Below are 15,687 nucleotides of genomic sequence, written 5' to 3' on the forward strand. Positions count from 1 at the left end.
CTCTTCTAGTTGTTATCAGGACCGACCCAGGGATTTAGGCGTCGGTCTCGGCATCGTGTCGACGGGATCAGATATTACTCTCGGTGAACCTCTCGTAATACAGCTGAACACGCCCAAGTCCCTGTTCTTGCTGCCAGGTGCGGATCGAATCGACCATCGGCGGTGGCCCGCAGACGTACATGTCGGCCTCGCCGCTGCGCAATTCCTCGGTATCGAAGTGCTCGGTGATGTAACCGCGCTTGCCGTTCCAGGCCGGGTCGCTGTCGCTGATCACCGGCGTGAAGCGAAACGCCGGCAGGCGCTCGCCGTAGGCGCGGATGCGCTCCAGCTCGCATAGGTCGGCACTCTGGCGCACGCCGTAGTACAGGTGGACCGGTTGCTGGCAGTCCTGCTCGACGATTTGCTCGAGCATTGCCAGCAGGGCCGAGAGCCCGGTGCCGCCCGCCACGAGGACCAGCGGACGGCTGACCTGGCGCAGATAGAACGCCCCCAGCGGCGCTTCCAGCTCCAAGGCGTCGCCCACCTGGCAGCGCTCGCGGATGTAGTTGCTCATCGTCCCGTCGGGTAACAGGCGGATCAGGAACAGCAACTGATTGTCCGCCGCGGATCGGTTGGCGAAGGAGTAGGCGCGGCTGCAGTCGGTGCCGGGAATGCCGAGGCGGGCGTATTGGCCGGGCAGGAAGTCCAGCGGGGTCGGATTGCCGCCCAGGTCCAGGCGCAGGATCGCCGTGCTGTCCGAAACCTGGCGCACTTCCTGTACCGAGGCGCGGTAGCGCACCGGCTCGGCGGCATGGCACAGGCTGGAGTCGAAGTCGAAGTAGAACGCCGCATCGGATTGCACCCGGGTCTGGCAGCTGAGCATCTTGCGTTGCGCAAGGTCCTGGGCCGACAGGGCTTCCTCGTCCACGTAATCCTGGCTGTACTGGCCCGACTCGCAACGCCCCTGGCAGGTGCCGCAGACCCCTTCGCGGCAGTCCAGGGGGATCTTGATGCCGTTGCGCAGGGCGGCGTCGAGCAGTATTTCATTGGCTTGCACCGGGAAGAACAGGGTCTTGCCGTCGGCGAAGCTGAACGCGACCTTGTGCGTCATGGGGAGTGTCCGTCGAGTCAGAGGTGATAGAAGTCGAGCACCGAGTTGATCGTGTCGTTGAGCAGCAGCACGTGCTTGCGCTGGATCAGCCAGCTGTCGCCGTGGGGGACGAGGTCATAGGTGGCATGACCGTAGAACTGCTCGGAAGTGGCCAGGCGGTAGAACAACGTGTGCCAGTTCAGGCGCACCTGCAGCTTTCCTTGCTCGCCTTCGGTGATGCGCAGGTTGCTGACCTGGTGCAGGGTGCGTGGCATCGGGATGGTGGAGGCCGCCTTGCCGGTACGCAGGCGGAAGACCCGGTCCTCCAGGCCTGAGCGGTTGGCATAGTAGATCAGCGACATGCCGCGCTTGGGGTCCTGGGTGTAGACATGCTCGGAGTCCCACTGGGGCAGGTGGAACACGCTGTCCTGGGCGAACAGTTGCAGGTAGGCGTCCCAGTCCTGGGCGTCGCACAGCTCGGACTTGCGATAGAAGAACTGCTCGACCTGGTATTGCAGTTGCGCATTCATGTTCATACCTCCCGCAGTTTCAGGGGTTGGCGCTGCAGGCCTTCGAGGAGGAAGCGCTGCCAATTCTCGTGCTGGTTGACGTACAGCCCCTCATGGGTGATCTCGGTACCGGTCATGGCCGGCGCGATGCCCAGGTTCCGGGTGTTGGCGGTCGGGCCGGTGGCCCAGCGGTGATGGCCGCGAGAAACGTCGCTCCAGCGCTCCAGGCGGGCCTGGAAGCCGCGCTGGGCCTCGCGAAACTCCACCAGGTCGTCAGGGGTGCCCATGCCCGAGACGTTGAAGAAGTCCTCGAACTGGCGAATGCGGTTTTCCCGGTCGGCGTCGCTCTCGCCCTTGACCCCGATGCACTGGCTGATGATCTCGGTCTTGTTCCAGGCCACGGGGCGAATGATCCGCAACTGCGAGCTGATCTGGTCGAGGAAGAACAGGCTGGGGTAGATGTTCAGGTTGCGCAGGCGATGCATCATCCACTCGGCCCGGGCCTGGCCGTACTCCTCCACCAGGCGCGGCATGATGCTGGCGTAGCCGGAACGTACCGCCGGGTTGGGCATCTCGCTGAACAGCACGCTGTGGCCGTTGGCGAAGGCGAACCAGCCGTCGTCGGTGGCGGCATCGCCGGCCCCGAGCTTGCTGTAGTCCAGGGTGGCGCTGGCGGTGCCGTTCTCGCTGTTGACCTGCTGGCGATGCTGCACCGTGGCCACGTAGTTGTAGTGCACGGTGCTGACGTGATACCCGTCCAGGCCGTTCTCGTTCTGCAGTTTCCAGTTACCGTCGTAGGTGTAGGCGGACTTGCCCGGCAGCACCTCCAGCTCGCCGGTGGGCGATTGGGCGACCATCATGTCGAAGAAGATCCTGGCGTCACCGAGGAAGTCTTCCAGGGTGTCCGTGGCTGCGACATCCAGGCTGATGAACACGAAGCCCTTGTAGCTCTCGATACGGGCCTTTTTCAGGCCGCGGGTGGCCTTGTCGAAATCCTCGGCGTACTCGCCGGGGGCCTTGACCTTCACCAGGCGGCCGTCGCTCTTGTAGCACCAGGCATGGAAGGGACAAGTGAAGGTGGACTGGTTGCCCTTGCCGACCCGGGTCAGGGTGGTGCCGCGATGCTGGCAGGCGTTGACCAGCGCATTGAGCCGGCCCTCGCCATCACGGGTGATGATCATCGGCTGGCGCCCGGCCCGCATCGTGACGAAGTCGTGGTTGTTGGGCAGCTCGCTTTCGTGACAGGCGTAGATCCAGTTCTTCTCGAAGATCAGTTCCATCTCCAGGTCGAACAGCTCGGGTTCGGTGAACATCTCCCGGGCGATGCGGAACACGCCATCGGCTGGGCGAAAATCCAGGCAGCTGTGGATGAACTCCTGCCATTGCTCGACGTTTCTTGCGCCACTCATGGGTCGGTACCTTTTTTATTCGGGCCAATCGGTACGATCATTAGAGTGAGTGCAGGGCGGGGGTGGCTATCCGCTTAGTCGACCAAGCGCATCCACAAAATTGCCAGGGTGGCGGTAGCCGCTGCCGAGAGTGCGAGGCCGCGTCAGGGACCTTTCGGCCAGCTCCGCCTATGGCCGCTACGCGCCCATGCGCAGGCTGCGGCAGCGGCTGCAGGGTGGGGACTTTCTACACGGTCGGCGCCAGCCGGTGAATGAAAGCGAGCAGGGTGGCGGGGAGGTTTATCCACTTAGTCGGCTATTGTTATCCACTGGGTTGGCAGCAGCACCGGTTGGCGCAAAACTTGCCCTGCCAAACAAGACGCGCCGTCAGAGCGCGCTAAAAAATATTGCCGTGAGTGTGCCGTGATGAATAGCAAGACTGATGGGCAGTTGCGCGATATTCGCGTCGATCACTACGACCTCGAGGGCGCCAGGAGCTGGATGTCGGGCATTTGCGGCCCGCACCGCCTGGAGACCGCGACGCCCGAGCGGATCCGTTTCCACCACAGTGCCCATGTGCTCAGGTCGCGGGCCACGACCCTGGGCATCATCGAGTACGGCACGGACGTGGTGGTGGATATCGAGGACATCGAGCGCTTCAGCAGCTACAGCCTGAGCCTGCCGTTGTGCGGCGAGCAGGAGTTGAGCAAGGACGGACGCCTGCTGCGCTCCGACAGCGACCATGGCGTGATCATCGCTCCCAACGAAAGCCAGGTGCTGGCCATCTCCGGCGATTGTCGCAAGTTGCAGGTGGTGATTCCCCGGCCGGCCATGAGCGAGGCCCTGGAAGCCTTGTTGCAGCGCCCGATCCTGGACCCGTTGCGTTTCGAGCCGGGCATGGACGCGCTCAATGGCGCGACGGCCTCCTGGTGGCGCATGGCCCGACATTTCATCGGCGAGTTGGCCCAGGGCAACGAGCTCTATGAGCAACTGGCCTTCACCCGGGAAATCGAGAGTTCGCTGATCAAGGGCCTGATCCTGGCCCAACCCAACAATTACTCCAGCGAGCTGCGCGAGGTGCTTGGGGTCAAGCTGCCGCATTACCTGGTACGGGCCCGCCAATACTTGCAGGAGCATGCCCGCGAGGCGGTGCACCTGGAGGATCTGGAAGTGGCCGCCGGAGTCTCGCGCTACAAGCTGTTCGAAGCCTTTGGCAAATACTTCGCGCTATCGCCCATGGCCTACCTCAAGCGCCATCGGCTCAATGGCGTGCGCCAGGAGATTCTCGAACATGGTGCAGCGCGCAATATCTCCGAGATCGCCCTGGGCTGGGGCTTCACCCACCTGGGGCGATTTTCCGCCGAGTACCGCAAGCTGTTCGACGAGTCCCCGAGCGCGACCGCCCAGCGCCATCCGAGTCGGTTTTAGTTCCGACAGGGCGCTTATTTGCGCTGCACCAGGTCCAGCAGGCCGTTCTGCTCCTTGATCTTCTGCAGGACGATCTCCGAGCGAATATCGGTGACCCCGGCGGCGCGGTTCAGGTGATTGACGATGAAATCCGAGAAGTGCTTGAGGTTGCGCGCCTGGACGCGCAACACATAGTTGCTGGCACCGGTGATCACATAGGCCGTCATCACCTCCGGCCACTGCTGGACCTTGGCGATGAAGGTCTCGTGCCAGCCCTCCACGTCATGGCGCAGGGACACGTGGACGATGGCCTCCAGCTCGATCCCCAGGCGTTCGGCATTGAGCTGGGCGCGGTAGCCGCTGATGATGCCGTCGCTTTCGAGCATGCGCAGCCGACGCAGGCAGGCCGAGGGCGACAGGGCGACTTTCTCCGCCAGCTCCTGGTTGCTGATGCGCCCGTCCTGCTGCAGGTGATGGAGGATGCGCAGGTCGGTGGAGTCGAGCGTCATGGTTGGCATGAATCCATGTTTTTTATTGAAGGATTAGAATTTTATTCGAGATTAGTACGGGATCGCGCTGCTCTTTGCACGAAAATTCTTCTTGGCTTCGTTCATTATTTTCCGGGTTTATCCATTGCCTGCTCCGTTCGTTCCGTCGTGGAACGGGCAGGGCATCGACCAAGACAGGACTTCCAATGATCGACAAAAACCACTGCCTGCGTCTCGATGAACAAGACTCCCTGGCGCCGCTGCGCCGGCAGTTCGCCTTGCCTGAGGGGGTGATCTATCTCGATGGCAACTCCCTGGGCGCGCGCCCCGTGGCCTCCCTGGAGCGGGCTCGGCAAGTCATCGAGCAGGAGTGGGGCGATGGCCTGATCCGTAGTTGGAACAGCGCCGGCTGGCGCGACTTGTCCCAGCGTTTGGGCGATCGCCTGGCGCCGTTGATCGGTGCCGATGCCGGGGAAGTGGTGATCACCGACACCACCTCGATCAACCTGTTCAAGGTCCTCAGCGCCGCCTTGCTGGTGCAGGCCGAACGCGCCCCCGAGCGCCGGGTGATCGTCTCCGAAAGCAGCAACTTCCCCACCGACCTGTACATCGCCGAAGGCCTGACCCAGCTGCTCCAGCAGGGCTATTCGCTGCGCCTGGTGGACAGCCCCGAGCAGGTGCCGGCGGCCATCGACCAGGACACCGCGGTGGTGATGCTCACCCACGTCAACTACAAGACCGGCTACATGCACGACATGCAGCAACTGACCGGGTTGATCCACGAGGCTGGCGCCCTGAGCATCTGGGACCTGGCCCACTCGGCCGGCGCGGTACCGGTGGAACTCAAGCGCTGCGGCGCCGACTACGCCATCGGCTGCACCTACAAGTACCTCAATGGCGGTCCTGGTTCCCAAGCGTTCGCCTGGGTCGCCCCGGCGCTGTGCGACCTGGTGACCCAGCCGCTGTCCGGTTGGTTCGGCCATGCCCGGCAGTTCGACATGGCCACCCGCTATGAACCCAGCAGTGGCATTGCCCGCTACCTGTGCGGCACCCAGCCGATCACCTCGCTGGCGATGGTCGAGTGCGGCCTGGAGATCTTCGAGCAGACCGACATGCAGAGCCTGCGGCGCAAGTCCCTGGCCCTGACCGACCTGTTCATCGAACTGGTCGAGCAACGCTGCGCCGGGCATGACCTGACGCTGGTGACCCCGCGTGAGCACGCCAAGCGTGGCAGTCATGTGAGCTTCGAGCATCCCGAGGGGTATGCGGTGATCCAGGCCCTGATCGCCCGGGGCGTGATCGGCGATTATCGCGAGCCGCGGATCATGCGTTTCGGCTTCACGCCGCTGTACACCACCTTCACTGAAGTGTGGGAGGCGGTGCAGATCCTTGGTGAAATCCTCGACGCCAAGACCTGGGCCCAAGCGCAGTTCCAGGTGCGCCACAGCGTAACCTGAAGACAACCTGTAGCCGCTGGCGCAGCCCTATCCTGCGCCAGCCACTGCAACACCCCGCGGCACAAGGACGAGCCGCCAGATCGATCAACGCGTGCACACAACAATAAAGAGGCACTGAACGTGACCACCACCAACAAGGGTTTCGAAGCGATTTCCAATCGCGAGCACGGCCTGAGGCGGCAGCTGACCGCCGGCCAGATGAGCATGATCGCCATTGGCGGCGCCATCGGTACCGGGCTGTTCATGGGCAGCGCCTACGCCATTGGTTATGCCGGGCCCAGCGTGCTGCTCAGCTATGCCATCGGCGCCCTGATCACCCTACTGCTGATGGGCTGCCTGGCGGAAATGACCGTGGCCCATTCCACCTCCGGCTCCTTTGGCGCCTATGCCGAGTTCTATATCAGCCCCCTGGCCGGTTTCCTGGTGCGCTACGCCTATTGGGCGGCCATCGTCCTGGCCGTGGGCGCCGAGGTCACGGCCATCGCCATGTACATGAAGTACTGGTTCGCCAACGTGCCTGAGTGGGTCTGGATCATCTCGTTCTCCAGCGTGCTGATCCTGCTCAATGCCATCAGCGTGAAGACCTTCGGCAATTTCGAATACTGGTTCTCCACCATCAAGATCGCCGCCATCGTCGGTTTCATCATCCTGGCGGTGTATGTGGTGTTCGGCTCCGGCAACCCCGACTATGGCGTGCACAACTACAACGTCCACGGCGGCTTCTTCCCCAACGGCTTGCAGGGCATGTGGATCGCGGTGATCGTGTCGATCTTCAGCTACCTGAGTGTGGAGATGATCGCGGTGGCGGCCGGGGAGGCCCAGGACCCGCAACGGGCAGTGAAACAGGCGTTTCGCGCCACCATCGTGCGCCTGGTGGTGTTCTACCTGCTGACCCTGGCACTGATGCTGGCCATCGTGCCCTGGGTCCAGGCGGGCAAGGCCCAGAGCCCGTTCGTCACGGTGATGCAGACCATCGGCATTCCCGGGGCCACCGGAGTGATGAACTTCGTGATCCTGATCGCTGCGCTGTCGGCCATGAACAGCCAGCTCTATATCACCACCAGGATGATGTTCAGCCTGTCCCGCGCCGGTTATGCGCCCAAGTCCATGGGGGCCCTGAGCAAGACCGGGATTCCGCTCAATGCCCTGCTGCTGTCGAGCAGCGGTATCGCCCTGGCGACCCTGATCAACGTGTTCTACCCGGAAAGCTCGTTCGCCCTGATGATGGCGATCTCGATGTTCGGCGCGATCTTCACCTGGTTCATGATCTTCCTCACCCACTACTGCTTCCGGCGCTATCACCAGCGCCATGGCGAGCAGCCGCTGTCGTTTCGCATGCGCCTGTTTCCCTACAGCACCCTGCTCGGGTTGTTCCTGATGGGGGCCGTGATGATCACCACCTTTTTTACCGACGCCTTCAAGATGACCCTGGTGTTCGGGGTGCCCTTCCTGCTGGTGCTGAGCCTCGCCTACTGGTTGTTCTTCCGCAGGCCCAGGAGTACGGCCGCGTTGTCGCAAGTCTGATACGCCGCTTCCCGGGCGGCCTTAGAGGCTGCCCAAGGGACACTCATCGCGGGCCTGTTGCAGGCTGCCCTGGAAGGCGTCGAGGCGGGCATGCAGCTGTTGCAGCTCATCGATCTTGAGTTGCAGCTCGCGCTTCTTCTGCGCCAGGGCCGCCTGGGCCTGGTCCCAGGGAAAGGCCTGGCCCTGGTGGGCGGCGAATACCTGTTGCAGTTCCTTGAGCTTGAACCCCAACTGTTGCGCGCACTTGATGAACACCAGTTGCTCGACGCTCTGCGCGTCATAGAGTCGGTAGCGACCCTGGCGCGGGGCCTCGGGCAACAGGCCGATGGCCTCATAGTGGCGGATGCTCTTGATGGTGGTGCCGGACAATTGCGCGGCTTGACCGATGTACATGGCGGCTTCCTTGTGCTGTACCGGGCAGGGGCGCCGGATGCCGCGCATTATCGAGCAGTGTCAGCGCCTGGCAAGCTGTTCTGCTTGTTGCAGCCAATGGGTCCGGCTGAGGTCGCTGGCGCCCAGCACCGGGCCGAAGGTCAAGGTACGCCGTGTGCGAATACCACAAAAGGCCAGGGTGGTGCGGCGCATCTGGTGCAGCCCGGGCATGTGGTAGAACCAGCGGTAGTACCAGGGCGGGGTGTCCATGGTCACCAGCAAGTCGGCAGTGCGTCCCTTGAGCAGTTGTTCCGGGAAGGCCTTGCCGGGGCGGTACTTGAACGCGAAGCCGGGCAACAGCACCCGGTCGAGAAAACCCTTGAGCAAGGCCGGGATGCCGCCCCACCAGATGGGGAAGACCCAGGTCAGGTGCTCGGCCCAGAGGATATCGGCCTGGGCTCGCTGCAGGTCGTCTTCCAGTGGCTGGATTCGCCGATACCCCTCGTGCAGCACCGGGTCGAAGCGCAGGTCGCCCAGGTACAGGCTCCGTACTTCATGCCCGGCTTGCTGCGCCGCGTGGATGTAGCGCTCGCTCAGTGCCGCGCAGAGGCTGGCGCGGGAAGCATGGCCGAGAATCACCAGAATGCGTTTGCTCATTACCTTGGTCCTTGGGGAAGAAGTGCCAAGGCTAAGGTCTGCCCCTAAGGGCAGAGTCAAGGCTTGTGCAAGGCCTGGCACAGGTCCTGGGCATAGAGCGGCAGGGTGGCGAAATCACGGGCGCACAGGAGCAAGCGCCGCCGGGCCCAGGGCTCGCCCAGGGGGCGGGTCTGCAGGGCCAGTTGCCGGTTGCGCTCCAGGGCGGCCAGGGGCACCACGGCCAACCCGGCTCCGCGTGCCACCATGCGCAATGCCGCGTCGAAACCCTCGGTCCGAATCCGCAACTGCATGCGCAGGCCCAGGTGCAGGGCCTGCTCCTCCAGGTACACCGCCAGGGCGCTATGACTGGCCAGGCCGACATAGTCATAGGCCAGGGTGTCATCGAAGCTCGGTGCGGACTGCTGGCTCAGCGGGTGATCCATGGGCATCGCCAGGATCAGCGGATCATCGCGAAACGGCCGGACCTGCAGGCCCCGGGTGTCCACCGCATCGGAGACGATGCCCAACTCTGCCGCGCCTTGGCGCAGGGCATGGGTGATGCGTTGGCTGGGCAACTCCAGGCAATCGATATCCACCTGAGGGCGCTCGCGCAGGAAGTCCGCCAGCAGTTCCGGCAAGTACTCGCTCAGGGCGCTGGTATTGCACAGCAGGCGCACCTGCCCCTTGACGCCCTTGGCGTACTCGGCGAGGTCCTGTTGCAGGTGTTCGGCATACAGCAGCAACGTCCGGGCGTGCTGGGCCAGGGCCTTGCCGGCCGGCGTCGGGCTGATGCCGCGCCGACCACGTTCGAGCAGGCCGATGCCCAGGCTGGCTTCCATGGCGCGGATCCGCGCGCTGGCCGCGGCCAGGGACAGGTGGCTGCGCTCGGCGCCAGCGGTGATATTGCCGGCGTCGAAGACATTCAGGTACAGGCGCAGGTCCACCAGGTCGAAATGCATGCGGGGCCTCCACAGTCAGGGCATCGAGGATCAGCCTCTTGTCTGGCAAGAGGCTGGCTCAGTATATGGCAGATTTTCAGCGCCGCCGGGCGAGAGCAGGATAGGCCCATGAATACCTCCCTCGCGTTTTATCAGGATCTGGGCCTTGGCCTGTCTTTATGGGTACTCGGCATCTTTGTCATGGCCGGAATGGTCAAGGGTGTGATCGGCCTGGGCTTGCCCACGGTGGCCATGGGGCTCCTGGGGTTGGCTATGGCTCCGGCGCAGGCAGCAGCCTTGCTGATCATTCCGGCGACCCTGACCAACCTCTGGCAACTGGCGTTCGGTGGGCACCTGTCGGCCTTGCTCAGGCGTTTGTGGCCGCTGTTGCTGGCGATCGGCATCGGCACCTTGGGCGGCTCCCTGTGGTTGGGCATCGATGGCGGGCCGTGGGTGGTGCGAGGGTTGGGGGCGGCCTTGCTGCTCTATGCCCTGGCGGGCCTGTGCTTGCCTCAGCTGCACATCGCCCCGGCCCATGAGCGTTGGCTGGCGCCCTTGTGTGGATTGGCCACTGGCCTGGTTACTGCGATCACCGGGGTTTTCGTGATTCCGGCGGTGCCTTACCTGCAGGCGCTGGGCCTGGCGCGGGATTCCTTGGTCCAGGCCCTGGGCCTGTCGTTCACCGTCTCGACCCTGGCCCTGGCCGCCGGCCTCGCCTGGGGCGGCCACCTGGGTGGTGCGCAGCTGGGGGCCTCGTTGCTGGCGCTGGTCCCGGCGCTGCTGGGCATGTGGCTGGGCCAGTGGCTGCGCCAGCGCATCAGCGCGCCGTTGTTCAAACGGGTGTTCTTCATCGGCCTGGGCCTGCTGGGGGCCCACCTGCTGATCAGCGGATAGCAGAAGCCGGGCTGAGCATGTCGATGGCGCGGATCTCGAAGTCGCGCTCCAGGTACTCCATGCGCGCATCGCGGAACTGCTTCATGTGCGGCAGGTTGGAGTGCACGTCCAGCGCCTCCTGGGATTCCCAGACTTCGTAGAAGATGAACAGGCTGGGGTCCTGCTGGTCGCGCAGCATGTGGTACTCGATGCAGCCGGGTTCGGCGCGACTGGCGGCGACATAACCGAGGAACAGCGCTTCGAATTCGGCAGCCCGTTCGGGGCGCGTCTTGGCGTGGAGGATGAAGGCCTGGCGGGTCATGGGATGTGCTCGTGGCAAAGGAAGTTGCCAAGGATTCTAAGACAACAATAAAGGCTTGATTCGTGCCTTTACGGCAAATGTATTTTGAGCGCCAGAGGCTTATTCCCGCGCGAGTCCTTCACTAACCTGCCGCCCTCGTTTTCCACCCCAACGGCCTGGCGTCGCACGACGCCTGCAACGGGCCGTTCCCGCGACAGGGCCCGCTCATGAAAAAAGTACTGCTGCTCAATGGCGCCAAGCAATTCGCCCACTCCGACGGCCGCTACAACACCACCTTGCACGAGGCTGCACTGGCGGTGCTGGATCGCGGCGGCCTGGACGTCAAGGTCACCCTCATCGACCAGGGCTACGACGCCCAGGAAGAAGTGGCGAAGTACCTCTGGGCCGACGTGATCGTCTACCAGATGCCTGCCTGGTGGATGGGCGAGCCCTGGATCGTCAAGAAGTACATTGACGAGGTCTTCACCCAGGGCCATGGCAGCCTGTATGCCAACGATGGCCGGACCCGTTCCGACGCTTCGCAGAAGTACGGCAGTGGCGGCCTGGTCCAGGGCAAGCAGTACATGCTCTCGCTGACCTGGAATGCACCGCAGCAGGCCTTCGACGACCCGAGCGATTTCTTCGAAGGCAAAGGGGTGGACGCGGTCTATTTCCCGTTCCACAAGGCCAACCAGTTCCTGGGCATGAGCCCCCTGCCGACCTTCCTCTGTGTCGATGTGATGAAGTGCCCGGCTGTTGAAAACGATGTCCGGCGCTACGAGCAGCATCTGCGCCAGGTGTTCGGTCTTAAGGCTCAAAGCCGCTAATATCGATAGGCCGTTCCTGTAGCCGCCGTGCGTCGCAGCCTGCGCAGGGGCTACAGCTACCAATCGATAGAGGGTTCTACGTGAAAGCCAGATCCGACGAGTTGCAGATCTTCGTCTGTGTCATCGAGTGCGGTTCCATCTCCGCCGCTGCCGAGCAGGTCGGGCAGACGCCATCGGCGGTCAGCCGCACCCTGTCGCGCCTGGAATCAAAGCTCGATACCACGCTGATCAACCGCACGACCCGGCGCATGGACCTGACCGAAGAGGGCAAGTATTTCTTCGAGCAGGCCAAGCTGATCCTCGATCAGATGGACCAACTCGAAGAGCGCCTGTCCTCCCGCCAGCAGACCCCCTCCGGGCGCCTGCGGATCAACGCCGCCTCGCCGTTCATGCTGCACGCCATCGTCCCCTACATCGCCGAGTTTCGTGGCCTGTACCCCGATATCCAGCTCGAGCTCAACAGTAACGACCTGATCATCGACCTCCTGGAGCAGAGCACCGATATCGCGATCCGCATCGGCACCCTGGCCGACTCGACCCTGCATGCCCGCTCCCTGGGTTGCAGCCCCTTGCGCATCCTGGCCAGCCCGGCCTACCTGGAGCGCCACGGCACCCCGCGCAGCGTCGCCGAGCTCAGCGAACACACGCTGTTGGGCTTCACCCAGACCGAAAGCCTCAACCACTGGCCGCTGCGCCATCCCCATGGCGACCGCTGGCAGATCCAGCCAGGCATCAGTGCCTCCAGCGGCGAGACCCTGCGCCACCTGGTACTGGAGGGGCAGGGCATTGCCTGCCTGTCGCACTTCATGACCATCGATGACATTCGCGCCGGGCGTCTGATACCGATCCTCAGCGAGTTCAACAGCGGTTATCGCCAGCCGATCAACGCCGTGTACTACCGTAACTCGCAGTTGGCCCTGCGTATCCAGTGCTTCCTGGATTTCATCCAGGGCAAGCTGGCCGACTACGCCGACCCGATGTTCGAGGGCTGAGACCCAGGTTCCCTGGCTGGGGATTCGTGATCCCTGCGCAAGAGTGATTTGGTCCAGCCCGGCTGTTTCGTCGAAGCAGGCGCGCCGATACTGGCGCCATCACTTATCCACCCAGGGAGTCTCTCCATGAACGTATTCGTTACCGGTGCCGCGGGTTTCATCGGCGGTTCCATCGCCACCGGCCTGGTCAAGGCCGGGCATCAGGTCACTGGCCTGGTGCGCAGCGCCGAGCAAGCCGCCGAGCTGACGGCCCTGGGCATCAAGCCCGTGGTAGGCAGCCTGGACGACAGCGCCCTGCTGAGCGAACAGGCCCGGGCCGCCGATGCGGTGATCAATGCTGCCAGCAGCGACCATCGTGGTGCGGTGGAAGTGTTGCTGGCCGCGCTCAAGGGCTCGAACAAGCCGTTCCTGCACACCAGCGGTTCGAGCATCGTCGGCGACGCTTCCGGCGGCAAGGCCAGCGATACCGTCTACTACGAAGACCAGTTGCCGGAGCCCACCGTGGACAAGGCCGCCCGGGTGGCCATCGATAACCTGATCCTGGCGGCGGCCAAGGACGGGGTGAACTCGGCGGTGCTGTGCAACACCCTGATCTACGGCCACAGCCTGGGCGTCAAGCGTGACAGCGTGCAGCTGCCGCGCCTGCTCAAGCAAGCGCGCAAGAGCGGTGTGGTGCGTCATGTCGGGCCGGGACAGAACATCTGGTCCAACGTGCATATCGAGGACGTGGTGGCGCTCTACGCCCTGGCCCTGACCGACAACACTCCGGGCAGCTTCTACTTCGTCGAGAGCGGCGAGGCGTCCTTCATCGACATGACCCGCGCCATGGCCCGCGCCCTGCACCTGGGCGAACCCGAGGACTGGCCGCTGCCTGCCGCCGAGGCCGAGTGGGGCTACGAGATGGCCAACTACGGCCTGGGCTCCAACAGCCGGGTACGCGGCAAGAAGGCCCGCGAGCTGCTGGGCTGGGCGCCGCAGCGGACTTCGGTGCTGGAGTGGATCGAGCACGAGATGGTCTGAGGAGCGGCTGCTCCACTGATCCATCTGCGACAAACGGCTGCCTGCGGGCGGCCGTTTTGCTGTGGGCGTTTGCCCACCGCGCAACAAAGCGCATAAGGTTCGTCTGGTCTGAAAACAACGATAAGGACGGACTCCATGGGTATCTTGCCGTGCACGACCCTCACCCTGGGCCTGGCGCTCGCTGCCAGCGTTCCAGTCTTCGCCGCGCCCCTTGAGGGCGGCGCGGTGGCCGCACCCAACCAGTACGGCGCCGATGTCGCGGCGCAGATCCTCAAGAAGGGCGGCAACGCGGTGGACGCTGCGGTGGCCATGGCCTTCACCCTGGCCGTGACCTATCCCGAAGCCGGCAATATCGGCGGTGGCGGCTTCATGACGCTGTTCATCGACGGCAAGCCGTATTTCCTCGACTACCGGGAAACCGCGCCCAAGGCCGCGACCCGCGACATGTACCTGAATGACAAGGGTGAGGTGATCGAGAACCTCAGCCTGGTGGGCGCCCGCGCCGCCGGGGTGCCGGGCACCGTGATGGGCCTGTGGGAGGCCCACCAGAAGTTCGGCAAGCTGCCCTGGAGCGAACTCGTCACCCCGGCAGTGGCCTACGCCAGGAACGGCTTCAAGGTGGCGGACAAGCAGTACCAGTACCGCGAGGATGCCTTGAAGCTGTTTAACGGCAGCACCAACTTCGGTGATTATTTTGGCAGCATGCAACCCGGCCAGACCTTCCGTCAGCCGGAGTTGGCGGCGACCCTGGAACGCATCGCCGACCAGGGCGCCAAGGAGTTCTACAGCGGCAAGACCGCCGACTTGCTGGTGGCCCAGATGCAGGCCGACAAGGGCCTGATCACCAAGCAGGACCTGCAGGACTACAAGGTCCAGTGGCGCCAGCCGCTGCAGGTGAATTTCCGTGGCAACGTGCTGTACACCGCGCCGCCGCCCAGTTCCGGCGGGGTCGCCCTGGCCCAGCTGATCGGCATCAAGGAAGAGCGCGCCGCCGACTTCAAGGGCGTCGAGCTCAATTCGGCCAAGTACATCCACCTGCTGGCGGAAATCGAGAAGCGAGTATTCGCCGACCGTGCCGACTACCTGGGCGATCCGGCGTTTTCCGAGGTGCCGGTCAAGCCATTGACCGACCCGGCCTACCTCAAGCAGCGTGCGGCCCAGGTCAACCCCGACGCCATCTCGCCCACCGACAAGGTGCGCCCGGGGCTGGAACGGCACCAGACCACCCATTTCTCCATCGTCGATGCCCAGGGCAATGCGGTGAGCAATACCTACACCCTGAACTGGGACTACGGCAGCGGCGTGGTGGTCAAGGGCGCGGGGTTCCTGCTCAACGACGAGATGGACGACTTCAGCGCCAAGCCCGGCGTGGCCAATGCCTTCGGCGTGGTGGGCGGCGATGCCAATGCCATCGCCCCGGGCAAGCGCATGCTGTCGTCCATGAGCCCGAGCCTGGTGACCCGCGACGGCAAGGTCACCCTGGTCCTGGGCACTCCGGGCGGGTCGCGGATCTTCACCTCGATCTTCCAGGTGCTGAACAACCTCTACGACTTCCACCTGCCCCTGGAGAAAGCCGTGGCCGCGCAACGGGTGCATCACCAACTGCTGCCCAAGGACACGATCTACTACGACGCCTATGCGCCGCTCACCGGCCAGGTCGCCGATGAACTCAAGGCCATGGGCTACACCCTCGAGGACCAGGGCTGGGAGATGGGCGACATCCAGGCCATCCGGGTCAATGGCACCCAGCTTGAAACCGCTTCCGACCCGCGCGGGCGTGGCGTAGGCAAAGTGGTCAAGTAACCGCTGCGCCCTTGCCTGGGCCGGTACTCCGGTTCCGGCAAGGGCTTGGCTGCGCGCCGACGGCCGGCTGGTCGGCGGCGTTT

General features: G+C 64.0%; 16 protein-coding genes. 8 read left to right on the top strand and 8 right to left on the bottom strand.

Going from position 1 to position 15,687, the window contains the following annotated elements:
- Positions 1-67: 67 nt before the first annotated feature.
- The 3 genes from antC to antA are packed head-to-tail and all read right to left on the bottom strand — an operon-like array spanning position 68 to position 2,987.
- Positions 68-1,090 (bottom strand): anthranilate 1,2-dioxygenase electron transfer component AntC, encoded by a 1,023-nt coding sequence (gene antC / locus I9018_RS03740; protein ID WP_124345685.1) that lies wholly within the window; start codon positions 1,088-1,090, stop codon positions 68-70.
- A 17-nt stretch (positions 1,091-1,107) separates the two neighbouring features.
- Entirely contained in the window at positions 1,108-1,599 is a 492-nt protein-coding gene (gene antB, locus I9018_RS03745) for an anthranilate 1,2-dioxygenase small subunit (protein WP_068577404.1), read from the bottom strand.
- A 2-nt stretch (positions 1,600-1,601) separates the two neighbouring features.
- Positions 1,602-2,987, bottom strand: coding sequence for an anthranilate 1,2-dioxygenase large subunit (antA, locus tag I9018_RS03750; protein ID WP_068577408.1), 1,386 nt, complete (start codon positions 2,985-2,987; stop codon positions 1,602-1,604).
- A 405-nt stretch (positions 2,988-3,392) separates the two neighbouring features.
- On the opposite strand from antA, the gene I9018_RS03755 reads away from it, so the two are divergent.
- Positions 3,393-4,394 (top strand): helix-turn-helix domain-containing protein, encoded by a 1,002-nt coding sequence (locus I9018_RS03755; RefSeq protein ID WP_068577410.1) that lies wholly within the window; start codon positions 3,393-3,395, stop codon positions 4,392-4,394.
- 14 nt (positions 4,395-4,408) lie between these two features.
- Here the strand turns inward: I9018_RS03755 and I9018_RS03760 are convergent, their stop codons facing one another.
- Positions 4,409-4,882: an Lrp/AsnC family transcriptional regulator gene (locus tag I9018_RS03760; protein WP_124345686.1), complete on the bottom strand. Its 474-nt coding sequence runs from the start codon at positions 4,880-4,882 to the stop codon at positions 4,409-4,411.
- A gap of 185 nt (positions 4,883-5,067) precedes the next feature.
- Here I9018_RS03760 and kynU point away from each other — a divergent pair, with 185 nt between their 5' ends.
- Together kynU and I9018_RS03770 are read left to right on the top strand one after the other, a co-directional pair.
- Positions 5,068-6,318 carry a kynureninase gene (kynU, locus tag I9018_RS03765; RefSeq protein WP_241108763.1) on the top strand — a complete coding sequence of 417 codons (1,251 nt, stop codon included), beginning with the start codon at positions 5,068-5,070 and terminating at the stop codon, positions 6,316-6,318.
- Between the two features lie 120 nt (positions 6,319-6,438).
- Positions 6,439-7,842 carry an amino acid permease gene (locus I9018_RS03770; RefSeq protein WP_068577415.1) on the top strand — a complete coding sequence of 468 codons (1,404 nt, stop codon included), beginning with the start codon at positions 6,439-6,441 and terminating at the stop codon, positions 7,840-7,842.
- Positions 7,843-7,863: 21 nt separating this feature from the next.
- Here I9018_RS03770 and I9018_RS03775 read toward each other — a convergent pair whose 3' ends face one another.
- The 3 genes from I9018_RS03775 to I9018_RS03785 are packed head-to-tail and all read right to left on the bottom strand — an operon-like array spanning position 7,864 to position 9,809.
- Entirely contained in the window at positions 7,864-8,235 is a 372-nt protein-coding gene (locus I9018_RS03775; RefSeq protein ID WP_241108764.1) for a MerR family transcriptional regulator, read from the bottom strand.
- 60 nt (positions 8,236-8,295) lie between these two features.
- Positions 8,296-8,871: an NAD(P)H-dependent oxidoreductase gene (locus tag I9018_RS03780; RefSeq protein ID WP_068577419.1), complete on the bottom strand. Its 576-nt coding sequence runs from the start codon at positions 8,869-8,871 to the stop codon at positions 8,296-8,298.
- Between the two features lie 56 nt (positions 8,872-8,927).
- Positions 8,928-9,809, bottom strand: a complete 882-nt coding sequence (locus I9018_RS03785; RefSeq protein ID WP_068577421.1) for a LysR substrate-binding domain-containing protein — start codon at positions 9,807-9,809, stop codon at positions 8,928-8,930.
- Between the two features lie 108 nt (positions 9,810-9,917).
- Between I9018_RS03785 and I9018_RS03790 the strand changes: the two genes are divergently transcribed.
- Complete coding sequence (locus I9018_RS03790; protein ID WP_241108765.1) at positions 9,918-10,682, top strand: sulfite exporter TauE/SafE family protein; 765 nt, start codon at positions 9,918-9,920, stop codon at positions 10,680-10,682.
- On the opposite strand, the gene I9018_RS03795 is transcribed toward I9018_RS03790, so the two are convergent.
- Complete coding sequence (locus I9018_RS03795) at positions 10,672-10,983, bottom strand: putative quinol monooxygenase (RefSeq protein ID WP_124345689.1); 312 nt, start codon at positions 10,981-10,983, stop codon at positions 10,672-10,674. The genes I9018_RS03790 and I9018_RS03795 overlap by 11 nt on opposite strands.
- A 206-nt stretch (positions 10,984-11,189) precedes the next feature.
- On the opposite strand from I9018_RS03795, the gene I9018_RS03800 reads away from it, so the two are divergent.
- From I9018_RS03800 to ggt, 4 genes are all read left to right on the top strand, one after another.
- The gene (locus I9018_RS03800) at positions 11,190-11,789 is read left to right on the top strand and encodes an NAD(P)H-dependent oxidoreductase (protein ID WP_241108766.1); all 600 of its coding nucleotides are present in this window, start codon (positions 11,190-11,192) and stop codon (positions 11,787-11,789) included.
- An 80-nt stretch (positions 11,790-11,869) separates the two neighbouring features.
- Entirely contained in the window at positions 11,870-12,781 is a 912-nt protein-coding gene (locus I9018_RS03805; protein WP_241108767.1) for a LysR family transcriptional regulator, read from the top strand.
- A 126-nt stretch (positions 12,782-12,907) separates the two neighbouring features.
- Positions 12,908-13,801, top strand: a complete 894-nt coding sequence (locus I9018_RS03810; protein ID WP_241108768.1) for an NAD-dependent epimerase/dehydratase family protein — start codon at positions 12,908-12,910, stop codon at positions 13,799-13,801.
- Positions 13,802-13,936: 135 nt separating this feature from the next.
- On the top strand, positions 13,937-15,604 hold the full coding sequence (gene ggt, locus I9018_RS03815) for a gamma-glutamyltransferase (protein ID WP_241108769.1): 1,668 nt from the start codon (positions 13,937-13,939) through the stop codon (positions 15,602-15,604).
- Positions 15,605-15,687 lie beyond the last annotated feature (83 nt).

Origin of the sequence: Pseudomonas sp. MPFS, assembly GCF_022537035.1 — a bacterium.
GTDB classification, from domain to species: domain Bacteria; phylum Pseudomonadota; class Gammaproteobacteria; order Pseudomonadales; family Pseudomonadaceae; genus Aquipseudomonas; species Aquipseudomonas sessilinigenes.